The organism is Sphingobacterium sp. JUb56, from assembly GCF_014191365.1.
Lineage (GTDB): Bacteria > Bacteroidota > Bacteroidia > Sphingobacteriales > Sphingobacteriaceae > Sphingobacterium > Sphingobacterium anhuiense.
In genome coordinates this window covers 2,611,589-2,632,339 of the sequence record NZ_JACHWL010000001.1, presented here as the reverse complement: position 1 = coordinate 2,632,339, position 20,751 = coordinate 2,611,589, and the positions used below count along the sequence as shown (strand labels likewise).

Genomic DNA, 20,751 nt, shown 5'->3' with positions numbered 1-20,751 from the left:
ACGACCTGGTCAACCCTCGGCAAGAAACGGTGATAGGGGAAACTTTGTCCAAAAATTAACAACAATGAACACATATATATTCTATGTAAACAAGCTCTGGGGATATCTCCGGAAGCTATGCAAGCCACGAGGAGCAGACATACTGGTAATCAGTAAGGTGCTCTTAATGTGCTTATTCATGACCTTTCATATGTTGAGTAGTGCTCAGACGCCCCGCAAGGACAGCGGGGCTGATGGGCCTATGAATCATGTGCTGCGCGGTACAGTTGTATCTGCTGTAGATAACAAGCCATTAGATGGTGTATCAGTTCGGGTAGAAGCAGAAAAAGCTAGAACCTCCACCAAGAAAGATGGAACTTTCAGCCTTGCGGTCGAGAGTCTGAAAGGTCTTGTTAGATTCACTTATGTCGGCTACAAAAGCCAAGAAATCAATTATACCTCAGGGGTATCAATAGTGGTAAAATTGATACCTGAGGATAATAAACTTGACGAAGTGGAGGTGGTGTCGACTGGATACCAGAAAATTCCGAAAGAGCGTGCAACGGGAAGTTTTGAACTGATTAATAACAAAGTACTCAATAAAAGAATTGGAGGGAATATAATGGATCGGTTGGAAAATGCGAGTGTGAGCCTACGTATTGATAAAGACTATCAGTTCAGTGACCGATCTCCATATGCAGCTACGCCTCCCAATGCCTTATTAATACGAGGAAGATCGGCTATTTCTGGGGATTTCAAACAAACTGTGGTATTGGATAATGCGATTTATGAAGGCGATATCCGTGATATTAACCCAAATGACATTGAAAGTGTTACTGTTTTAAAGGATGCTGTAGCTTCTTCAATCTGGGGTACAGCTGGTGGTGGAGGTGTTATTGTTTTGACAAGCAAAAATGGTAGTTACAATCAGCCCAATAAAGTAAACTTTACCTCGAATATGACTTTTGCTTCTAAACCTGATATTTATAAACTGCCGTTTATGTCTAGTCCTAATTTTATAGATTATGAGAAATATTTATTTGATAAAGGGTATTATGATTATTTTTTGAATGATAGGAATAGCTATAGTACAGTAAGCCCTGTTATTGAATTACTAGGGGCATTGAGAAGTGGAAATGCCGAGGAAAAGGAAGTAAATAATTATATTGAAAAGTATAAAAATCAAGATGTTCGTGATGACTACAGTAAATATTTTTATAGAAATTCATTTCAGCAACAATACAACTTAGATTTATCCGGAGGCAATCAGAAAGTTACCTATTTATTTTCTTTAGGGACAGATATTAATAAAAATCAAAATATTGCTTCTAAAAATAACAGGTATACATTTAGATCTTCTGTAAAGGCCAAGCCAATAGCTAATTTAGAAATCAATGCTGATCTACGATATACAAGAGTTCATGCTAGAGACCAAAGTATTCTTCAGACGATCTCTTACGGAGCATCTGATGCGAATGGAAGTGAATGGCCTTATCTTAAGCTCGTAGATGAAAGCGGAAATCCGATAAACGTGGATATTGTGCCAATTCGTAAAGCCTATAGAGATACGGCGGGAAACGGAAAACTGTTGGACTGGCATTTTAATCCTCTAAAGGAAATTGGCGATAATTATCAATTGACAGATCCTAAAGATTTATTGATTAATCTTTCTGCTAAATATAGGGTGATCGATAATCTTGATATAAACCTAGCATATATCTATCAAAATTTTCAGAATCCGATCGAAGACTGGGTGGGTATTGATTCCTACGCAGCAAGAAATATGATCAATTTTTATACGCAGTGGAATGACAACAGCGTATTGAAAAGACCAATTCCAGTTGGAGACCGGATTAACTATCTCAATGACAATACAGAAAGTCATACAGCGCGTGTGCAGGCAAACTATAGTTGGCTTTCATCGGATAAACGGCATCGTTTGCAACTGTTGGGAGGTAGTGAGATAAGGAATAGAAAATATACCAGAAATGCTTATGTGCTTTATGGTTTTAATCAAGAAAATTTAAATGATCTTCCAGTGGACTATGTTTCTGTATTTCCAATATTGAATAAAAGCTATGGAGGCAGTAATATAGAAGATGGTGTCGACCTCATGTTGCAGCAAAATCGCTTTATATCTTTCTTTAGTAATGCTAATTACGAATTTAAAGATAAGTATATACTTTCAGGGAGCTTGCGACAGGATGCGTCAAATATTTTTGGCATAGGAGCCAATAATAAATGGCAACCTTTGTGGTCGGCTGGTGCATCTTGGAGAATAGATAAAGAACTCTTTGCAAAAAGTGATCAGATTGATCAGTTAAAACTTCGTTTTACTTATGGGTTCGCGGGGCGGGCTAATAGCTCCTATAGTGCTTATCCGATCATCTATTATAATGGAGCAGATTCGTATACAAATCTGCCATATGGCTCATTGAGCTCGGCTCCAAATCCAAGTTTAACATGGGAGAAAATTCAAACAATAAATTGGGCAGTAGACTTTTCTTTTTTCCGTAACAGACTTTCTGGAACGTTTGATTACTATCAAAAGAATTCGAAGAATTTGATTACAAGTGTACCCATAGATCCGACATTGGGCTACGAGTCGGTTACAAAAAATGGGGGTGAATTAAAAGCAAAAGGATTTGAACTAACACTTTTAAGTCAAAACATTCGCTACGAGAATTTCCGTTGGAATAATAAATTGTTATTGAGTAAAAATCGGACTAAAGTGGAAAGGTATCCTTATAAATGGTCAAGTCCAGCGACTTATGTAACCACATCAGGTTCCGCTGGAGGATTTTTACGCGAGGGGTTTGAAGAGGCGGCTGTGTTTGCATTTGCTTCGGCAGGCCTTGATCCGCTAAATGGAGATCCTCAAGGGTATCTGGATGGTGAAGTTTCTAAAGATTACAGCGCTATTTTATACGGTTCATTAGATAATATGAAATACATCGGGCCCGGGCGTCCAGTTTTCTACAGTTCGTTAGAAAATGAATTTACATTCGGTAACCTTTCGCTCGCTTTCAATCTGCAGGCAAGATGGGGGCATTATATGTTCAGAAAATCTTTCTCTGAAATGGATTTTGCTCAGAATCGTGTGGGGCACGATGATTATCTGAAAAGGTGGCAACAGACGGGAGATGAGTTGAACACGGTGGTTCCTTCATTGCGATACCCATTGGATGCTCCAAGGGACGAGTTTTATAAGAAATCTGAAGTTCTCGTTATCAAGGGAGATAATCTGCGTCTGCAAGATTTCTATTTATCCTATCAGCTGCAGAAGCCCAGTTTCTGTAAGTCGATTATAGTGACTGCTTTTGCAAAAAATATAAATTGGATTATCTGGAAAGCGAATAAACTAAATATAGACCCTGAGTATAGAGATGCAATTCCATTGCCTTTTACACTATCGGTGGGTGCTAAGTTTGGATTTTAAGGATAGATTTTAATAATAACAAAAATGAAAATAAAGAATATAATTTTTATGTCGCTATGGATCTTTTTAGGACTCACAAGCTGCGATAAATATTTGGATGTTAAACCCGATCAGAAAATGCTGGTGCCAAAAACACTTGCAGATTGCGATGCTTTGCTTGACAACAGGACGACTATGAATTCAAATTTCTCTCCTGTACCAGATATTGCGTCTGATCATTATTACTTGACGGATGTCAGTTTTAATGCGATTGCAAATAGTGAAGATCGAAATATTTATAAATGGGATGCAAAAACTGATTTAGCAACAAATCATTGGCAAGCACCATATAAGGTTGTTTTAATCGCTAATCAGGTATTGGCTTTATTAGATGACATAATACGTGACAAGAATGTGATGGATTATGATCGAATAAAAGGAGAAGCTCTGTTTTACAGAGCATATGCATGGATGCAACTGGCTCATGTCTTTACTCTGGGTTATGCTTCGGAAACTGCCAAAAAAAATATGGGGTTGGTATTACGCTTTTCGCCAGATATTGATTACGTAAGTCCTAGATCTTCCTTAGAGGAGACGTATGTAAACATTAAAAAGGATTTGGAAGCTGCTACGACACTTCTTCCAGAAAAGATCACCGTTAGAACAAGACCTACGAAGGTTGCTGCTTTAGCTGCTTTGTCCCGTTTGGGGCTAATGATGGGAGACTATGTTTTGTCCGAAAAAACAGCAAAAGAAGCCCTAAATCTTTACAATGTTTTAATAGACTATAATACATTAAGCAAAACAGCTTCTGCGCCTTTTCCACGATTTAATAATGAGGTGATATTCCATGCCGTTACTTTGACAAATGCCTGTATTAATCCTACAATAGCAAAAATCGATTCCAACTTGATCAAATCATATGTGAAAAATGACCTGAGAGGGAATCTGTATTTTAAAAATAATAACAATGGTACTTATGCCTTTAAGGGCAGGTACGATGGAGCTGTAAATGCTTCAACATTCAGCGGTATAGCTACAGATGAGCTCTACTTCACTTTGGCAGAATCGCTCGTTAGGAACAGTAAATTAAAAGACGCTATCGACTGCTTAAATACGCTGTTAAAAACCCGATATGTCAAAAATACTTATGTTGACTTGATATTAAATACGAAAGAAGAGGCGTTGCGTGAGATTCTTTTGGAGAGAAATAAATCTTTAATCATGCGCAACTTAAGGTGGATGGACATGAAAAGATTAAATCAGGACAAGTCTCAGCAAAAGATCTTCGAGCGCGTTATTGGTAGCGACACCTATTTTCTTAAAGCAGATGACCTGCGCTATGCATTCTTAATTCCTAAAAAAGTGATAGAATTTAATTCCCTTATTCAACAAAATCCAAGATAAAAATGATGAAAATAAATTTATTGTCCATTCTATGTGTGTGTTTATTAAGTTCATTAAAACTGCAGGGACAAGATCGGGGAGAGATGGCGCTCAAAATAGGTGATCAATTTGATTATAAGAAGAGTGTTAAAACATTAAAAGGAGCATTCGACTTTTTGAACTTAAAATCAGACTTAGTTATTCTTGATTTTTTTATGACGAACTGCACTGCATGTATAGAAGCATTTCCAAAAAATAATAAACTTCAGCTCGAATTTGGAAAAGTTATAAAAATATTACCTGTTTCTCCAGAAGAGCTTACAGTTGTTAAAAATTTTTTTGATAATAATACCTATACCAAACAAAATCGATTAGATGTTGTGGTTGAAGACCAGTCTTTGAAAGAACTTTTTCCTCATAACGGTTATCCACACGTTGTTTGGGTCTTTAAGGGAAAGGTGATAGCTATTACAGCTGGCGATATGGTCAACAAAAAATCAATCGAGGAGATCCTGAGTGGTAAAAATACAAGTGAATGGCCGATTAAAAATGATTTTGATGAGCTACAGTTTGTTGATGGTAATTATGACTTTAGCTCTAAACTTTCCGACTATAAAAACGGAATACCAAGTAGTTATCAGATAGATACTATAGGTGATAAGGTGAAATACCAAATGTCTAATGTGTCACTTCTACCTGCACTTTTTTACGCTTATTCCAAAGTTAGAAAACTTCCATTGATGAAAAAAGAAAGGATACAGCTAATTGGTTTGCCGGAATCTGATTTTCTTGATTATCAAGCGGAATCCAAGTCGCAATGGTTAAAAGACCACGGATTCTGTTATGAATCCTTTTGGCCGTTGGGATGGACAGAAGAAGAGCGCGTTAATGCTTTAATTGTAGATCTGACCAATAGAATGAAGGTGCAGGCATCGCTTGGATTGGCAGATCGTAAAGTATGGGTAGTAACAAAGGATACTGCAGTACTAAATCCTGTTTTAAGTAATGATGGTATGCGTGTAAAAGTAGCGTGTACACTCTTAGAAATAAATAATCCGGATTTTCCACCCATAATTTTAGAGATAAAGGATGAAAAAGAAAAGGTTAAAATAGGCCCAGTTACTAATTTTGAATCCTTTAAGTATGAGATGCAAAAAAACGGATTTAAAGTGTCGGAAGAAAATAGAGCTCTTGATAATATCATTCTCAAGAGTCTGAATAAATAAATTCAAAAAGGCCGAAGATGTTATTCTTCGGCCTTTGCAATATTAAATTTTAGGCCTTAAGCCTTCAATTTAACATTTGTGGTATTGCTATGTGTATTCAAAGCAGTTACCATTTCACTCAATAGATTTTCATCTATTTCAGGTTGTCCAGAACCATTGTTATTTGCAGTTATTGTACAAATACGTTGATCTCCTACACAACTTGGAGTACCGGAAGCTAATGAATAGCTACTTTCTTCAGCTGGTGCGCTTTGATTATTTAATTGAAATAGTGCCATTTTGCAAAATTTAAATTAGTAATTAGGTTTATGAATTAATCACAATACGTTATCAGCGTATTGGCCCCCTGCAACTTCCAAATGGAGGCTGCTTTTTTTGGCTTTAGGACTCCTTATTTGACCAAAAACTTTTTCCCGTACCATTTTCTTGGGAATGTCGTAAATCTACGTCCATGTGCATCACGCACCGGACCTGCGCAACAGCAGTTTCCTCTTAAAGACCTGCGGTTTACCGCAATCTGTCTAGCAGTCCTGCAGCTCATAGTTGTAGACCCGTAGCTCATCATGGAGCTAGCAAAGCGCCTTCCTTTTGGCTGCCTTCCAGATTGTCCTTTATTTGTCTTCTGTTGTTGCATGATGATTCTGTTATTACTCCTTTTTTCTTCTTTCGTATATTTCAAAGATATAGCAGGGATTTTGGCGAAAGTAGGTCATAGGGTGACCTGAAATAGACAAATTTTTGGGAAATGGATTATTTTTTCTCTAGATCTGGATAAAGGTTTTTTTATTGCTGATGGGGTGGCACCATATTTCTATTTTATACCGTCATTCTATAATCATGGAATAAATAATTATCTTCAGTAAATTTTTTAACCATTAAACCGATGAAAAACCTTTTCATTACATTGCTTGCTATATTTGCTGTGCTGTATAAATCAAACGGGCAAACAAAACTCAGTGGCCAGCTGTCAAATTATAAGTCAGATTATAAATTGACATTACGCTTATCGAATGCAACAGTAAAATTGGATAGTACAATCGGCGTGTCAAGTGATGGGAAGTTTGCGGTCGATTTACAAAACGTCGTGCAGGAACCTTCTTTTGCAATACTCTCGTTGTCGGATAAGGATAAAAGCTCGTTACTATTCTTAAATCTTTATATAGCACCAGATTATTCATTACAACTTACGGGCAATATTAAAGATGGTGATCCAGATGAAACAAAGAAATCTATTGTAATAGCTGGGAAGGGTAAACATCTTTCTCAGCTTTATTTAACTCCTTTAGGAAAGCGAGATACGATCAATTGGCTTAAAAAGGATATAAAAACCTATGTCGATTATTTAAATAATATGGCATGGGTAAATTATGATAAAAGAGTGGATAGTTTACTGAAAGAAGATTCCAGTGATCCTTCGATCAAGGAATGGAGATCGATTTTTAAACTGAATAAGGAGTACTCCAAATTACATGATTTCATCGCTAATTATTGCTATAACAATACGATTCCTTCTGAAAAAAGTCAGATCTATCTGAAAGATCTCGGATTTCCAGATCTGTGGAATCAATTAAATCAAGATGAAAATTTGAAATCAAGTGCATATAGATCCTTCGTTGAACAGATATTTCTTCTTGAAGATGAAGGCTTGATAAAATATCCGGGTGCAGTTTATCAAAAAATTAATGCTACTCCGCTTTCAAGGCAATTGCTCGTAAAGGAGCTGTTTACTGGTAAAGTGCGCGATTATGTACTGGAATATGAAATTCGTGTGGGTATTCTCAACACACATCAGTTGGCCCAGGTAGATTCTCTACAGACTTTTATTTCCTGGATTACGAATGGAGCGTATAGAGATAAATTGCAAAAGCTTGTTGCTCGTCGGAAGGCTATTATAAGTGAAATAAAGCCGGGAAATAAAATTAGTAAAGTGATTAAATTAAAAAACACAATCACCAATGATACGTTGACATTAGAAGACCTAAAAGGTAAAATGGTATTTCTTGAATCTTGGGCGAGCTGGTGCGGTCCTTGTAAGGAAGAAATTCCACATCTTAAAAAGCTGGTCGAGCATTATAAAGATAATCCTAATATTGCATTCATCAGTGTTGCTGCGTTTGATGATAAGGAAAAGCAGGTAAAAAACAGATTGAAGATCATCAAGGATCAAAATATGAACTGGACCCAGCTTGAGGATATTGATAATAATTTTACAGCTTATTTTAAGATTCATGGTATACCCCATAACGTGATACTGGATAAAAAAGGTGTTATCGTAGACAACGATTGCATTCGTCCTTCGAATCCGGGTATCATCGCTTATATCGATAAACTGCTCAGTCAGAAATAAAATGAAAGGCACCGAACCGATAAGATTCTGGTGCCTTTTTTTTATCCATATAAAGTAGATAATAGTGGTTGACAGAAAACGATTATCGACTATTTTTTCTTCTCAGAAATAGATTTTTAGCACGGTATATGGAGCTCTCGGATGTAAGAAGTAATCTAGCAAGTTCCTGTCGACTGAGGTTGCGGTAAAGGTTTGGGAGATTGTCTGCTACATAGAATAGGCGGTCTGTGACCAAAGTAATACCATCCATAGCCCGTAAGTGTTCCAGTTGGTATTTCTTTTTATGCATTAAAAGCTGTAACAGGGTATCGATGCCTTTATCGTTGTTGCGGTAAGGTTTTATTTTTTTGTAAGGGATCTGCAGTACGATTCCCGGCCGGACAGCAACAATATCCCCCAGTGCTGGGCTTTTGCTGTAATAATGCATGGTGGTGAAAAAGCCCATATTGGGCAAAGCAACAGTCAGGATCTGCTTATTGTTGTTACATGTGGTGTACCGCTCTTTAACCAAAAGACCACGCAATACGATGTACAGATTTTCTTGTTGATCATCGGACTCATATAGTACCTGTCCTTTTTTGACGCGCAGGATCTGTGCATGTTTCGCTAACCAGTTCCGATGGAAGTCTTCCAAAGGTGGATAAATCTTTTCCCAATAAGAGTAGAAGTCTTGTAGTACTTCTTTTTCGGTGTAATAGGTTCCCATAGTTTAGTCTAAAGTTTTATAAAATACAGCGGTATTGCGTAAACGTCGCAATTGTTCGCCGTAAAGATTAGTAAATACACTGATCTCATTGTCACTCAAATAGTCGATGTAGGGTGCGTATTCTTCTAAAAAGTAATGTAGTCTTTCATGACGGTCGGAAAGCTGTCTCAAGAATTCTGATAAATAGTGTTTTGAGTTGTACAATAAATCGATATTTGCCCGCCATTCATTGAATGCTGCTATGTCAGTGCAGATCAGCTGGAGTTTATCAAGCGGTATTTCGAGCAGCCAAGTTGGTGCCAGCGCTTTTGTATAAAACCGAAAACAGACCTGATCATAAATCCAGCAGGTGTCGGGAGCCAAGAGTTGGATCAAAGATGAGGGCTCGATGCTCCGTTTGGTACGGTGATATTCTTTTACCAGTCCGTGTACCAAAAAGAAAAAGCTAGGATGGGGGTGTTCTAATCTTTGACCAGGTGCTAGATAGTGGACCCGAACACTTGCTGTTAACTCATTTTTGTTGGGACAGCATCTTATACCTAATTCATTTATTCGGTGAAAGAAATAGGGAAGTAACTGCGCTTTAATTTCAACATCATTTTTCATATTTATTAGGATTTGGAGATCAACCTATGCAGCATGTTGGTGTAGTATTTTTCATAATAGGCCATGGCTAGTAGCATATACGTCGATCTTTCATAAAATTAGTACCTATTGTGCTGAATAGAAAGGTATATTTTATTCCATTGTGGGTTTGTAGAATTCATTATAGGAATAAAAATATCTCATTGATTAATAAATTGTTTAAAATTGAAATTATTGAGTATATTTTATGTAGTGTACCCTTTTTTTTACTCAATATGGAGAAATGAATTTTTATTTAAAACGATATTTCGATAGATTTAGTGTTTATTTTATTTGTAATATTAAATATATTGCCATATAGACGTAGATTATGAAAGAAATCCATGAGAGCATATTTGAACTGATTGCGGAAATTGAACCGAATCCAATTGTCCGTGCGGAAAAATTGACACAAGTATTTGGCGTTGGACAAAGGTCGGTTATCAATCGTGCAAAGGGATATACGGTGCTCCGGGTGGATGAAATAGAGAAACTGATGGCAGCTTTTAATTTCAGCTGGCTAGACATAGCCAGGCTAAATGGTGAGATCTCCATTGACAATTCAACTTATGAATATGTAAGACTTACGAAGGAAAATTTTTTTCATGAAATTCCTAATTTTTTGCGTCTTTACCGAGACCTGATGGAAGAGATGCTGAAAATGGACAATCCTTGGATCAAAATCATCTGTTCGGATGTACCTATGTTTCATATTATGAAGTTTGAACATTTGACTTATTTTAAGTTCTATATGTACTATCATCATAAATTTGATAAAACATTAACTTTTGAAAAATTTAGGGAACGTCTGAAACTGCTCTGCCTAGATCTAAGTTTTGAAACGATAGCAACCGCTTATGCTTCCATTAAAAGTGTTGAAATATGGGACAGGAAAGCTTTCGAGGAATTGCTGTTACTGATTAAAGAATGTAACGATTACGGCAAATTTGAGCATGTGGCTTCGCTCAGGGTATTGATGGAAGAAGCGAATTTACTGGCCCGGTATCTGCAGAAATGTGTAAAGTCTGCTCAAAAAGGTGATCGGGAGAAGGTGAATTTTTATGAGTATGGATCCATTCTGAGGGATGGTTTTGTGGTTTATGGAAATGGGGGGCGTCCATTTAAATTGAGCCAGAAGGAATTCATGCTGCAGAGTTTTTTAACCAGTGATGCGGTGCTGCTGGCAGATTTTGATGATTCGTTTGCTACATTGAAAGGCCGTTCTGATGATTTGATTAAAACTTCGGTCCGTAGTCAACGTTCTTTTCGAAAACACTTTCGGTGGCTTTTCAAAATGTACAAAAAATGTATTTTCCATTAAAAGTAGCGCTTTTTCTTTAAACCTGTCAGTTGCTGACTATACAGCAGTTTAGAAGGGAATTGACGCTAACATGAATCATATGGAGGAAAACCAATCGTGTCGTTGTCTCGGACAACCATCGGAGTCAAAGGGCTGCCAGCATCATTGCTGGTTTGTTTTTTTAGAGTCTTTGAAAAAAGAGATCCTGGATTGCAAAACGGAAATCAAAGATCTGATCTGCCGTAAAATCCCCGATCCGCCGGTGGTATTGGTCAATAGCAAAGAGGTATGCGAGTATGCAGCCATCGCGCCTAAAACACTCTACCGCTGTGAAAAGAAAAACATGATCAGCTATCACAGCCGGACAAGTAAAGGCAAACTGTATCGTTATGAGGATATGGTCAAATTGAAAAAAATATACCACAATCTCCCTGATTGATCATCCCATTGATCGATCTTTATTCCGCCCGGAATAGCGACCCTAATTCTTCTTTCGTATTTCCATTTTTGCTTCAAGTTTGTATAATTTTCTGCTAGGATTAGCTTGCCTCTGTATTCGTACACTGTTCGGAATAGATTCGGCAATGCTCTACTTCGTCTATACTGTTTGTCTACTGTGCCTCCACAGTTCCTCTAGTATTTTAGTAGAGGCGGGGTATAGGATGTGTATAAGATCTGTGTAGGAAAGCTGAAACTTTTCCGAAGCAGACCCGAATAAATCTCGAACTTTTAGTGACTATTATTTGGTAAAGGAGTGACAATAGTAACCTAGTGACAAGCAACGGAGTAAACACTGTCTAAGTGAAGATAAGTTGTCTCTAACCATCTAACCTCATAACTTTCTAACCTTATACCCATCTCATCTCCTAAACCTCTAATTCCTTAAAAAACGCATAGGACAGCAACTGTACAATTTACTTTTCTTATGGTTCTTATCCCCAATTTGGGCCGGTCAGCAAGTGGACAAAGGTCTTTTACCCCTTGATTTCGAGGTGTTTCCTGTCGTATGTTTGCTTTCGTAAAGTTAGCTATACCGGTATGCATCAATGCTTTATGATGGTTTAATTTTTAAATAAGAAAACAATGGGAAAAATTTTGCAGGGAGCGCTAGGAGGATTTAGCGGTAAAGCGGGAGCTATTATAGGCTCTAGCTGGAAAAGTATTAATTATATTAAGGGATTGTCTAAGAAACGGACAAAACCTGCATCGGAAGAACAGTTGATACAGCAGGCGCGTTTTTATACGATAGCCAAATTCATCATGCCGATAGCGCCTTTTGTCGAGCTGGGCTTTGGTCAGATCAATGCCGATATCATGACGCCGACCAATGTGGCGCTACAAGCCAATATCAAGACCGCAGTGGTCGGTACATATCCTAATTTTACACTTGACTACAGTAAGATCTTGATTTCAAAGGGTAATCTGCAACCTGGAGGTACAATAGGGGCCAGTGCTTCGATCGGTATCCTCTCCGTTACCTGGTCGCCCGAGGCGATAGAAATACAGAAAGGCGAGCTGGATGATGCTGTACATATTTTGCTGTATGTGCCTGCTATCGATGAGTTCTTAACGGCTCCTGTTCCACCGACTAGAGGAAGTGGGGCAGTTGATATCGAATATCCGGAACATTTCATGAGTGAAAAGGCACATGCCTGGATGTTCTTTGCCGATAGAAAAGGAAAGCGGGTAAGTAAAACGAATTATCTCGGTGAACTTGATTTAACGTAATGGTTTAACCTGTAGCCGGCGCTATGTGCCGGCTACATAATGGATATGATATGAAAATATTAGCAATTCAATCTTCAAAAAAATCTAATATTGAAAATGGACGTCAAACTGTTCGGCTAAAATTTCAAAAAGCACGTCAATTTTTGAATCCTGTAAATGCAATTATCCAGATTGGTTTTGCACGGGGGAAAAATAAAGGGACTGCAATAGGTAGGGCCATGTCCTATATTTTACATAGTGCTATGGAGGGTTTATTCCCAGATATCACCGTCAATGCATCTCAAGCAAGATTGAGTGCCGGTGTAATAAGTGGGCTTCGGGTAACGGATATTTCCCGTGTCGGTAAGTCCATATCCGTGTCGTGGGATCCACAAGTATCTCGAGTAGCTTGTACTGAACACGATGACCGGGTATTGCTTTGTGCTTATGCGGTAGAGCAGGAGCTTGCTGCTGTCAATGAGGAGCAGGTGTGGCGCAAAGTTGGGAAGTTACAGCTGGAACTACCCGCGGGAATGGAGCAGCTTGGCGTACATCTTTACCTGATCGTACACGACCGTAGTAAACAGAATTGCAGTAATAGTCAGTATCTAGGATGGTATAATTAAGCTCATGGTTATGAAATCTATATTAAAAGTGCTGCGTAAACAGCTGGGGAAGAACAGTACCCTGTCTGAAATTTACCTGAATAACCAGTTTATCTGCTATGGGCTGGAAGATATCCCTCGTGCGAAGAAGATACCGGGAAGCACTTCCATTCCCTTGGGTATTTATCCCTTGGGTTTTAATAAGGATGGCGGCATGAACGGCAACTATTACGACCGTTTCCCGAAACTGCATCGGGGTATGATCGAGATCAAGGATATTCCTGGTTTTAGCTACGTCTATATCCATATCGGCAATACGCACAAAGAAACTGCGGGCTGTCTGCTTGTAGGGACGGGCTATGTCTTAGAGCATGGAGACTTTCGGTTGGTGCAGTCGGTGACGGCGTACAAGAAATTGTATGCGTTACTGGTGGATTTGTTGGTGAGCGGGGAGGTGTTTATTGAAGTGACGGAGTAACAGAAGTAACTAGTGACAGAGTAACGGAGTGACGAGGGGAATACTTTGTTAAATAACATACTAACGATCTAACCTCATAACCTTCTAACAATTAAAAAACATGAAAATTATAATTCAAAAAATAAGCCGTGCGCTACAGGTAGTGCTTATGGCGCCGATTAAATTGCCGGGCAAGGCATTGAATATTATTAAATACATCGCACTGGGGCTTGGCGTGGTGGAGACCGTAATGGATGATAAAGATAAAAAAGGAGCGGAGGAGTCGTCGCCATTAGAGGAGGGTTCTTCACAGAAAGAAAAGGAGGTGCAGGATGAAGTGGAATGATATCCGGGTCGGAACTATCGGGGGTACTTTGTGTTCGATCTGGGCTAGCTTTTCTTTAGGGGATTTATTCCAAACAGCCTTGATGGCTGTGGTGGGTACAGTTGTGAGTTTTGTGACCAGTAGGCTCCTAGGGAGAGTACGGCGACGTAAAAATGACTAGTTTTTTCTCCTAATTAAATGAGCAGAAATTTACTTTAAAGTCTCACAATCTATAGGGGGTAGCTTTTTGCTATCCCTTTTTTATAAATGGTATTGTTTTGTGTTTTATTCATTAAGTTCCAGAAGAGATGTAAATCCTCTTATTTGTAAGCAACTTGTTTTGGTACAAATGTTACTTTCTTTTCTTCTGGATGATAGTACATTTTTGAGAACATTAAATTAGAAAAGTTCAATCCTAGCTGTAGGAAAAATGGAGCACATACAATAAGGCACTCCTTCAATTTTTGTGATTACACAATCTGTAAAGTTTTTTCATGACAAAACTAATTCTTTGCCTACCAATTGCTCTACTTGCAAATCTCTTGGTGTAGCAACTTTGAGCCGTACAGAAATATTCTCCTAAATTGAAATGTGTAGCTTTGTCTTTATCTAATGAACATGTAATATAAACGCTCAACGATGAAACAGAATGATACATTAAAGACAATAAACTATTCGGGTATTTTCCTTTCCTGTTTTACAGATTTTAGTGAAAAATGTATTCATGCAGCACCGGAGCATGTTTTGGTGTACCTGTATTCGGGCGAGCAGATTATAGTGGACGGAAATAAAAGAACTACAATAAAAGCTGGTGAATGTGCATTTATAAGGCGAAACCACCGATTGACCATGTACAAAAACAGCAAAGGAAGTGAATTATATAAAGGAATTTCTTTGACATTCAACCGGAGCATATTGCGCGAGTTTTACAGTAAGTTTGATAAGGCATACCTGCCTAAAAGAGTCTTGATTTCTGATAAAAATGTTGTTAAGATTGAACCGAGCCCTGCTATCACCAGTCTGTTTCAATCGCTCACGCCTTATTTTGATGAAAATATAAAACCGACCGATGGTGTTACCCATCTGAAATTGCTGGAAGGTATTTATGCGCTGTTGGATAATTCGGATATTTTTTATCCTATATTATTTGATTTTACTGACCCTTGGAAGATCGATATCCTGGAGTTTCTGAACGATCATTATATGGATGACCTCACGATGGAACAGATCGCGGCCTATACGGGGCGGAGTTTGGCAACATTTAAAAGGGATTTTCAAAAAGTCAGTAACCTTAGCCCTCAAAAATGGTTGATTAAAAAACGGCTGGAAGCGGCCTACGTTAAACTGAAAGAAGAGGGTAAAAAAGTACAGGAAGTTTATGTGGAAGTGGGTTTTAAAAATCCCTCACATTTTTCTACGGCATTTAAAAAGCAATATGGCGTACCGCCTACAGAAGCTTAATATTGAGCTTTAGAGAAAAGATAATTGAGCCTCACAACAATACTGTTGTGAGGTTTTTGCTTTAATTTTGTATTGTAATTAAAGGAGATAATATGCAAACAGTTGATATTTTTGAACGCTTGCGAAACGGTGAAACTGTACCAGCTGGTGATCCCGAAGCATATAAATTGAGGGAAGCTTCCTTTGCTACAAAAAAGTTGCTTCTCCAGATGAACAGTGCTGATGATCCTGCCGAGGTGCGCAATTTGTTATCGCAGATTACAGCTACAGAAATTGATGAAAATACGGCGGTTTTTACACCCTTGTATATCAATTATGGGAAAAATACCAAGATCGGTAAAAACGTTTTTATAAATTTTGACTGTGTTTTTTTGGATCTGGGCGGTATCACGATAGAAGACAATGTGCAGATCGCACCCAAAGTCAGTCTGCTGTCGGAAGGTCATCCGATAGCCGCTAAAGACAGACAATCGCTGGTTCCTGGCCATATTCACATTAAAAGAAATGCATGGATCGGAGCAAATGCGACTATACTGGCAGGCGTGACCATTGGCGAAAACTCTGTTGTCGCGGCAGGTGCAGTTGTTTCAAAAGATGTACCTGACAATTGCGTTTTCGGGGGGATCCCGGCGAAAATGCTGAAGCACATTGAATAGTGATGGAAAAGATGATTTATATGCTGCTATTCCTTTTTACCAGCTTACAGAGCAGTGCCTGTACGCCATCGGAAAATAGGGTTAAACATGAAATCCAAAGGGACACTATAGCAAACAAAAAAGTTATGAAATTGAAAATAACTAAGGGAGATAAGGTGATCACGGCAATTTTGTATGAAAATCCTACTACAAGAGATTTCATTGCCCAACTTCCTTTAACTGTTGATATGGAGGACTTCGCTGGTAAAGAAAAGATATTCTACCCACCAAAAAAATTATCTACAACAGAACGAAAAGCTGTCAGCGATCCTAAGATTGGAGATATAAATGTATATGCTCCGTGGGGTAATATTGCTATTTTTTATGGCAGTTATTCAGGCTCCCGAGACTTGATCAGGATAGGAAAAATAACTGAGGGTATGGATTCATTCAATGTTACAGGTACTGTAAAGAACGTATATTTTGAACTGGTGGAACAATAGTGGGTGAAGGTTGATCTTCATAATTAGAAAAATAAAATGATGAAAAAGCTATCAATTTTAATAACGGCTTCTTTGATGCTATTGGGGCAATCCTATGGTCAGACGTTATTAACTCAAAATCAAAAAGAAATGGAAAATCAGGAACATTATACGTTTCAACTGAGCGATAAGGTAGATCGTACAGAAATTACTTTTAAGAACCGTTATGGAATCATGGTTTCCGGAGATCTGTATACACCGAAAAATAAGGGAAATGAAAAACTACCTGCTTTGGTATTGAGCGGGCCGTTTGGAGCTGTAAAAGAACAATCATCTGGTTTATATGCCAGTGAACTGGCTTCCAGAGGGTTTGTGACCTTAGCTTTTGACCCTTCTTTTACGGGGGAAAGCGGTGGCGAGGTTCGCGGTGTCGCTTCACCTGATATCTTTACGGAAGATTTCAGTGCTGCGGTAGATTATATTGGACTATTGCCTTCTGTTGACCGAAATCGTATTGGTCTAATGGCGATCTGTGGTCTGAGTGGTATGGCGCTTACGGCAGCGACAAGCGATTCTCGGATCAAGGCGGTAGCTACTGCCTCGATGTACGATATGTCCCGTAGTATCAGCCGAAGCTATCAAGACAGTTATACTCAAGAACAGCGTCAACAAGTTGTCGATTACTTAAGTCAGCAGCGCTGGAAAGATGCGGAGAATGGCAACTATGCAGTGGGTCTGCATGAAGTACCATTTGATGAAAACGGTAATATGATAAAAGGAACACGTATACTTCCTGAAACGTTGCCTGCTAATCCCGATCCTGTATTAGCCTCTTTCTTTGATTATTATAGAACAGCGCGTGGTTTTCATTCCAGATCTATCAATTCTACCACAGCTTGGACAGCTACAACACCGATGTCATTTTTTAGTTTTCCGATGCATGCAAACATTGAAATGATCGGAACTCGTGCGGTCATGCTTGTTGCTGGAGAAAATGCGCATTCGCGCTATTACTCTGAAGATGTTTATAAAATGATTTCGGGGCCCAAAGAACTGGTTATTATACCTGGTGCCGATCATGTCGATCTATACGATAAAAAGAATAAAATTCCTTTTGACAGATTAGAAACGTTTTTTAAAGATAATTTGAAATAATACTATAATCCCTTATGGGTCAATTTTTTTACAAGACTGTCTAACAAAAGGCAGTCTTTTTTTGTTGCTTATTGAAGTAAATAATTCCTGCCTTTTCTTTTCAGGTAGCTTGTTTAGAAACAGTCCTCTCCAGCTGTTTCTATTTAAAGCTAATTAGAGCAGTAGCTTTCTAATTTCTTCTTCCGGTAATCCAGTATACTCCGCAAATATACTGATGCTGACATACTGGTTTGCTTTCAGTCCGTAGCAATCGCGTATAGACTGGAAGATTTTGTAGGTGTGTTTTTCTGTACGTCCTAATATAACCGCCGCTTCTTTGGGGTATATGCATAAACGATCGTTATTTTTCATGTTATCCTGGTTTTTAGAGGGATGATCTTTTGATAATCAGATCATCTGGATTGTTCGTGATTTGTTACTCCCGCAGACAAACATATCCTATCAAACCACCTGTTAAGCAGGTATAAAGCATAAATCAAGCACGCATAAAGCTTATTTTGCTATGTACAGTATGCGCATAGGCTAAGTGCGTGTTAAGTGCGTTGTAAGTGCATGAAACATACTGTTTTTACACTGTATCTATGCTCTATCTACGCTTTATATACGCTTATGCCCTGCTTGATTACTAGGTAACGTCCAAGTTTAAAGCATACTTTATTCCTTAAGCTTTGCAGATTAGGTTTGATTCCTCTCCAGAAAATGATGTTATTGGTTATTCATTTACTAAGATAAGTTTTTTCTATAAAAAATAGTTTTATTCTCATTTCGGTACATTTTCGTCAATTTATTACGCCAATTCAGTATCATTTTTCCGCATTTTTCCTCTTTTATACGCTTTTGATCCTAGTGCTTTTTTACTGATGATCATCTTAGCAGTGTCAAAACAATAATGTCATGGCAAGAGTAGAAAGTTTAATCAAATTAAATGGAACGATCGGGGATCTTTCCTTTTACAAATCAAAAAGTGTGGGTTATCAGGCACGTATGAAAACCGGTGTATCGGGTGACCGTATTGCCAATGATCCAGCATTTGCACGTACCCGTGAGAACGGCAGTGAATTTGGCAGAGCGCAGCAAGAGGGCAAAAAGCTACGCGATCTGTTGCGCGATGTGCTGTTTGAAAATGCGGACAACAAATTCAGCTCCAGGCTGGCGAGCCGGATGTTAAAAGTCATCCAGATGGATCCGGTCAGTGTCCGCGGGGAACGCGTTTTAGTACCGCAGAACATGGTATTGCTGAATGGTCTGGAGTGTAATCAGCGGGCCAGTTTAAAAAACATCACCTTAAAACCGCTGTCGGTATCCTTCGACAATTTTAGCGGTGAAGGTTTTTTAACATGCGAGCAATTGATTCCGAATCTGCATATCGCCAAGCTGAGTGGGGCAACGCATGTGCAGTACACGTTGGTGCTGCAGGAGTTCTCGGGAGATGAAACAGATCAGCGTCCTGTGATCCAGCGGTCTGCTTATATCATGCTTGGTGAAATGCAGCCCATGGATCTGGATATTGCGGCTACTATTGTTCATGATCCTGATAAAAGTGTGATGGTACTGGTAGGAACAGGGTATTATCAGCTTGTGAACGGTGCTTATTATCCATTGGCAAATGGGCAGTACAATGCGCTGACCATTCATCAGGTCGTGATACCGTAACCTAATTTAATCGTGTATTAATGGGATATCTTCAGGAGGCCGTTCGTTATTGATGAACTTGTGCCTCCTGATATATCCTTTCATCTAAAAAGAACTTCTTATTCTTTTTAATCAATCAAAAAATGTCAACAAAAAAAATCTTGCATCTCCAACGGATTTATGGGGAGCAGGGAACGAACGGTACACTTACTTTTGAAGGTGAGGTCATCTGTCGTACTATCGAATTACCCTGGCGCAATAACCTGCCAAGGCTCAGCTGTATCCCGGTAGGGAGTTATAAATTGGAAAAACGAAAGTATACCAGACATGGAGAGCAGATCGGAATTCCTGCGGTACTGGGACGCGAAGCGATATTGATCCATGCGGCCAACGATGCACAGAAGCAGTTATTGGGATGCATCGCTCCGGTAACTACACTGACAGGGGAAGGTTGCGGTACGGAAAGTAAAAAGGCACTCGCAAAATTGAAGTCTCTGGTTTATTCACTTTGGGATATGGAGCAGGACGTGTTTTTACATATTAAGTAACGGAGTTGTCGCTCTAGCCGCGACAGGCTTTTACTTTTTGTCTTGACACAAAAAGTAAACAAAAAACTCAAGGCTGTATTCCTTTATGCTATTTCACCTTGAATTGGCTAAATGAATTGAAACTCGTTTCACTCAGACATAAATTCATTTTTAACGCCTCTTCATCGGTGTAATTCCGCAATCGGAATGCGAGGCCTTTTGGTTAAGCCTGTGGCTTTTGGGGATTGGTATAGTGATGGATTAACAGGTGACGAAGTAACGATGGAACTGCTCTAACCTTCTAACCTCATAACCCCCAGCTATTTTCTAACATTAAACAAAATGAAAAAAATAATCAATAAAATCGGTCAGGTCTTGCAGGTGATCCTGCTAGCACCTGTTAAATTGCCGGGCAAGGCATTAAATATTATTAAATACATCGCACTGGGTCTTGGTGTGGTGGAGACCGTAGTGGATGATAAAGACAAAAAAGGAGTGGGGGAGTCGCCACCACTGGCGGAGGATTCTTCACAAAAAGAAAAGGAGGTTCAGGATGAAATGGAATGATATCCGGATCGGTACTATAGGTGGGACGCTGTGTTCGATCTGGGCAAGCTTTTCTTTTGGAGATTTACTCCGCACAGCCTTGATGGCTGTGGTGGGTACAGTCGTGAGTTTTGTGACAAGTAAGCTTTTAGGGAGATTACGGCGACGTAAAAGCGACTAGTTTTTTCTCCCTATTAAATGGGCGGAGATCTACTTTAGAGGTAAGCAATATA

Annotated in this window: 22 protein-coding genes; 17 read left to right on the top strand and 5 right to left on the bottom strand. The window is 38.8% G+C overall.

What is annotated here, in order from left to right:
• Window positions 1-64: 64 nt before the first annotated feature.
• From FHR29_RS11055 to FHR29_RS11045, 3 genes are read left to right on the top strand one after another with little or no spacing between them, the layout of a single operon-like run.
• A complete protein-coding gene (locus FHR29_RS11055; RefSeq protein ID WP_183914627.1) occupies window positions 65-3,418 on the top strand; it encodes a SusC/RagA family TonB-linked outer membrane protein in 3,354 nt (1,117 codons plus the stop codon).
• 24 nt (window positions 3,419-3,442) lie between these two features.
• A complete protein-coding gene (locus tag FHR29_RS11050) occupies window positions 3,443-4,804 on the top strand; it encodes a RagB/SusD family nutrient uptake outer membrane protein (protein WP_183914616.1) in 1,362 nt (453 codons plus the stop codon).
• A gap of 2 nt (window positions 4,805-4,806) precedes the next feature.
• The gene (locus tag FHR29_RS11045; protein WP_183914614.1) at window positions 4,807-6,009 is read left to right on the top strand and encodes a hypothetical protein; all 1,203 of its coding nucleotides are present in this window, start codon (window positions 4,807-4,809) and stop codon (window positions 6,007-6,009) included.
• A gap of 56 nt (window positions 6,010-6,065) precedes the next feature.
• On the opposite strand, the gene FHR29_RS11040 is transcribed toward FHR29_RS11045, so the two are convergent.
• Window positions 6,066-6,287 carry a hypothetical protein gene (locus tag FHR29_RS11040; protein WP_183914612.1) on the bottom strand — a complete coding sequence of 74 codons (222 nt, stop codon included), beginning with the start codon at window positions 6,285-6,287 and terminating at the stop codon, window positions 6,066-6,068.
• 113 nt (window positions 6,288-6,400) lie between these two features.
• A complete protein-coding gene (locus FHR29_RS11035) occupies window positions 6,401-6,643 on the bottom strand; it encodes a hypothetical protein (protein WP_183914610.1) in 243 nt (80 codons plus the stop codon).
• A 249-nt stretch (window positions 6,644-6,892) separates the two neighbouring features.
• Between FHR29_RS11035 and FHR29_RS11030 the strand changes: the two genes are divergently transcribed.
• Window positions 6,893-8,356, top strand: a complete 1,464-nt coding sequence (locus FHR29_RS11030) for a redoxin domain-containing protein (protein WP_183914608.1) — start codon at window positions 6,893-6,895, stop codon at window positions 8,354-8,356.
• Window positions 8,357-8,438: 82 nt separating this feature from the next.
• Here FHR29_RS11030 and FHR29_RS11025 read toward each other — a convergent pair whose 3' ends face one another.
• A complete protein-coding gene (locus tag FHR29_RS11025; RefSeq protein ID WP_183914606.1) occupies window positions 8,439-9,062 on the bottom strand; it encodes a Crp/Fnr family transcriptional regulator in 624 nt (207 codons plus the stop codon).
• A 3-nt stretch (window positions 9,063-9,065) separates the two neighbouring features.
• Complete coding sequence (locus FHR29_RS11020) at window positions 9,066-9,668, bottom strand: hypothetical protein (protein WP_183914604.1); 603 nt, start codon at window positions 9,666-9,668, stop codon at window positions 9,066-9,068.
• A gap of 349 nt (window positions 9,669-10,017) precedes the next feature.
• On the opposite strand from FHR29_RS11020, the gene FHR29_RS11015 reads away from it, so the two are divergent.
• From FHR29_RS11015 to FHR29_RS10970, 10 genes are all read left to right on the top strand, one after another.
• Window positions 10,018-11,007 carry a hypothetical protein gene (locus tag FHR29_RS11015; protein ID WP_183914602.1) on the top strand — a complete coding sequence of 330 codons (990 nt, stop codon included), beginning with the start codon at window positions 10,018-10,020 and terminating at the stop codon, window positions 11,005-11,007.
• A gap of 79 nt (window positions 11,008-11,086) precedes the next feature.
• The gene (locus FHR29_RS11010) at window positions 11,087-11,425 is read left to right on the top strand and encodes a hypothetical protein (protein WP_183914600.1); all 339 of its coding nucleotides are present in this window, start codon (window positions 11,087-11,089) and stop codon (window positions 11,423-11,425) included.
• Between the two features lie 644 nt (window positions 11,426-12,069).
• The gene (locus FHR29_RS11005) at window positions 12,070-12,714 is read left to right on the top strand and encodes a DUF6266 family protein (protein ID WP_183914598.1); all 645 of its coding nucleotides are present in this window, start codon (window positions 12,070-12,072) and stop codon (window positions 12,712-12,714) included.
• A gap of 50 nt (window positions 12,715-12,764) precedes the next feature.
• Window positions 12,765-13,319 (top strand): DUF6266 family protein, encoded by a 555-nt coding sequence (locus FHR29_RS11000; protein WP_183914596.1) that lies wholly within the window; start codon window positions 12,765-12,767, stop codon window positions 13,317-13,319.
• Window positions 13,320-13,329: 10 nt separating this feature from the next.
• Window positions 13,330-13,776 (top strand): DUF5675 family protein, encoded by a 447-nt coding sequence (locus FHR29_RS10995; RefSeq protein ID WP_183914594.1) that lies wholly within the window; start codon window positions 13,330-13,332, stop codon window positions 13,774-13,776.
• Between the two features lie 100 nt (window positions 13,777-13,876).
• Window positions 13,877-14,101, top strand: coding sequence for a hypothetical protein (locus FHR29_RS10990; RefSeq protein WP_183914592.1), 225 nt, complete (start codon window positions 13,877-13,879; stop codon window positions 14,099-14,101).
• 618 nt (window positions 14,102-14,719) lie between these two features.
• Entirely contained in the window at window positions 14,720-15,541 is an 822-nt protein-coding gene (locus tag FHR29_RS10985; RefSeq protein WP_183914590.1) for an AraC family transcriptional regulator, read from the top strand.
• Window positions 15,542-15,633: 92 nt separating this feature from the next.
• The gene (locus FHR29_RS10980; protein ID WP_183914588.1) at window positions 15,634-16,197 is read left to right on the top strand and encodes a sugar O-acetyltransferase; all 564 of its coding nucleotides are present in this window, start codon (window positions 15,634-15,636) and stop codon (window positions 16,195-16,197) included.
• A gap of 125 nt (window positions 16,198-16,322) precedes the next feature.
• Complete coding sequence (locus tag FHR29_RS10975) at window positions 16,323-16,679, top strand: cyclophilin-like fold protein (protein ID WP_183914586.1); 357 nt, start codon at window positions 16,323-16,325, stop codon at window positions 16,677-16,679.
• 36 nt (window positions 16,680-16,715) lie between these two features.
• Window positions 16,716-17,813 carry an alpha/beta hydrolase gene (locus FHR29_RS10970; protein ID WP_260292054.1) on the top strand — a complete coding sequence of 366 codons (1,098 nt, stop codon included), beginning with the start codon at window positions 16,716-16,718 and terminating at the stop codon, window positions 17,811-17,813.
• Window positions 17,814-17,966: 153 nt separating this feature from the next.
• On the opposite strand, the gene FHR29_RS10965 is transcribed toward FHR29_RS10970, so the two are convergent.
• Entirely contained in the window at window positions 17,967-18,164 is a 198-nt protein-coding gene (locus tag FHR29_RS10965) for a hypothetical protein (RefSeq protein WP_132771260.1), read from the bottom strand.
• 543 nt (window positions 18,165-18,707) lie between these two features.
• On the opposite strand from FHR29_RS10965, the gene FHR29_RS10960 reads away from it, so the two are divergent.
• From FHR29_RS10960 to FHR29_RS10950, 3 genes are all read left to right on the top strand, one after another.
• A complete protein-coding gene (locus FHR29_RS10960; RefSeq protein ID WP_132771261.1) occupies window positions 18,708-19,466 on the top strand; it encodes a hypothetical protein in 759 nt (252 codons plus the stop codon).
• Between the two features lie 122 nt (window positions 19,467-19,588).
• A complete protein-coding gene (locus tag FHR29_RS10955) occupies window positions 19,589-19,993 on the top strand; it encodes a DUF5675 family protein (RefSeq protein ID WP_045756394.1) in 405 nt (134 codons plus the stop codon).
• A gap of 321 nt (window positions 19,994-20,314) precedes the next feature.
• A complete protein-coding gene (locus FHR29_RS10950; protein ID WP_183914584.1) occupies window positions 20,315-20,539 on the top strand; it encodes a hypothetical protein in 225 nt (74 codons plus the stop codon).
• Window positions 20,540-20,751: the final 212 nt, after the last annotated feature.

Coding starts and splice junctions, on each gene's coding strand:
- FHR29_RS10975 (WP_183914586.1), top strand. CDS start 16,323: ATGAAATTGAAAATAACTAAGGGAGATAAGGTGATCACGGCAATTTTG.
- FHR29_RS11020 (WP_183914604.1), bottom strand. CDS start 9,668: ATGAAAAATGATGTTGAAATTAAAGCGCAGTTACTTCCCTATTTCTTT.
- FHR29_RS10950 (WP_183914584.1), top strand. CDS start 20,315: ATGAAAAAAATAATCAATAAAATCGGTCAGGTCTTGCAGGTGATCCTG.
- FHR29_RS10995 (WP_183914594.1), top strand. CDS start 13,330: ATGAAATCTATATTAAAAGTGCTGCGTAAACAGCTGGGGAAGAACAGT.
- FHR29_RS10960 (WP_132771261.1), top strand. CDS start 18,708: ATGGCAAGAGTAGAAAGTTTAATCAAATTAAATGGAACGATCGGGGAT.
- FHR29_RS11050 (WP_183914616.1), top strand. CDS start 3,443: ATGAAAATAAAGAATATAATTTTTATGTCGCTATGGATCTTTTTAGGA.
- FHR29_RS11045 (WP_183914614.1), top strand. CDS start 4,807: ATGATGAAAATAAATTTATTGTCCATTCTATGTGTGTGTTTATTAAGT.
- FHR29_RS11035 (WP_183914610.1), bottom strand. CDS start 6,643: ATGCAACAACAGAAGACAAATAAAGGACAATCTGGAAGGCAGCCAAAA.
- FHR29_RS10970 (WP_260292054.1), top strand. CDS start 16,716: ATGATGAAAAAGCTATCAATTTTAATAACGGCTTCTTTGATGCTATTG.
- FHR29_RS10990 (WP_183914592.1), top strand. CDS start 13,877: ATGAAAATTATAATTCAAAAAATAAGCCGTGCGCTACAGGTAGTGCTT.
- FHR29_RS10985 (WP_183914590.1), top strand. CDS start 14,720: ATGAAACAGAATGATACATTAAAGACAATAAACTATTCGGGTATTTTC.
- FHR29_RS11010 (WP_183914600.1), top strand. CDS start 11,087: ATGGAGGAAAACCAATCGTGTCGTTGTCTCGGACAACCATCGGAGTCA.
- FHR29_RS11015 (WP_183914602.1), top strand. CDS start 10,018: ATGAAAGAAATCCATGAGAGCATATTTGAACTGATTGCGGAAATTGAA.
- FHR29_RS11005 (WP_183914598.1), top strand. CDS start 12,070: ATGGGAAAAATTTTGCAGGGAGCGCTAGGAGGATTTAGCGGTAAAGCG.
- FHR29_RS11030 (WP_183914608.1), top strand. CDS start 6,893: ATGAAAAACCTTTTCATTACATTGCTTGCTATATTTGCTGTGCTGTAT.
- FHR29_RS11040 (WP_183914612.1), bottom strand. CDS start 6,287: ATGGCACTATTTCAATTAAATAATCAAAGCGCACCAGCTGAAGAAAGT.
- FHR29_RS11000 (WP_183914596.1), top strand. CDS start 12,765: ATGAAAATATTAGCAATTCAATCTTCAAAAAAATCTAATATTGAAAAT.
- FHR29_RS11025 (WP_183914606.1), bottom strand. CDS start 9,062: ATGGGAACCTATTACACCGAAAAAGAAGTACTACAAGACTTCTACTCT.
- FHR29_RS10980 (WP_183914588.1), top strand. CDS start 15,634: ATGCAAACAGTTGATATTTTTGAACGCTTGCGAAACGGTGAAACTGTA.
- FHR29_RS11055 (WP_183914627.1), top strand. CDS start 65: ATGAACACATATATATTCTATGTAAACAAGCTCTGGGGATATCTCCGG.
- FHR29_RS10965 (WP_132771260.1), bottom strand. CDS start 18,164: ATGAAAAATAACGATCGTTTATGCATATACCCCAAAGAAGCGGCGGTT.
- FHR29_RS10955 (WP_045756394.1), top strand. CDS start 19,589: ATGTCAACAAAAAAAATCTTGCATCTCCAACGGATTTATGGGGAGCAG.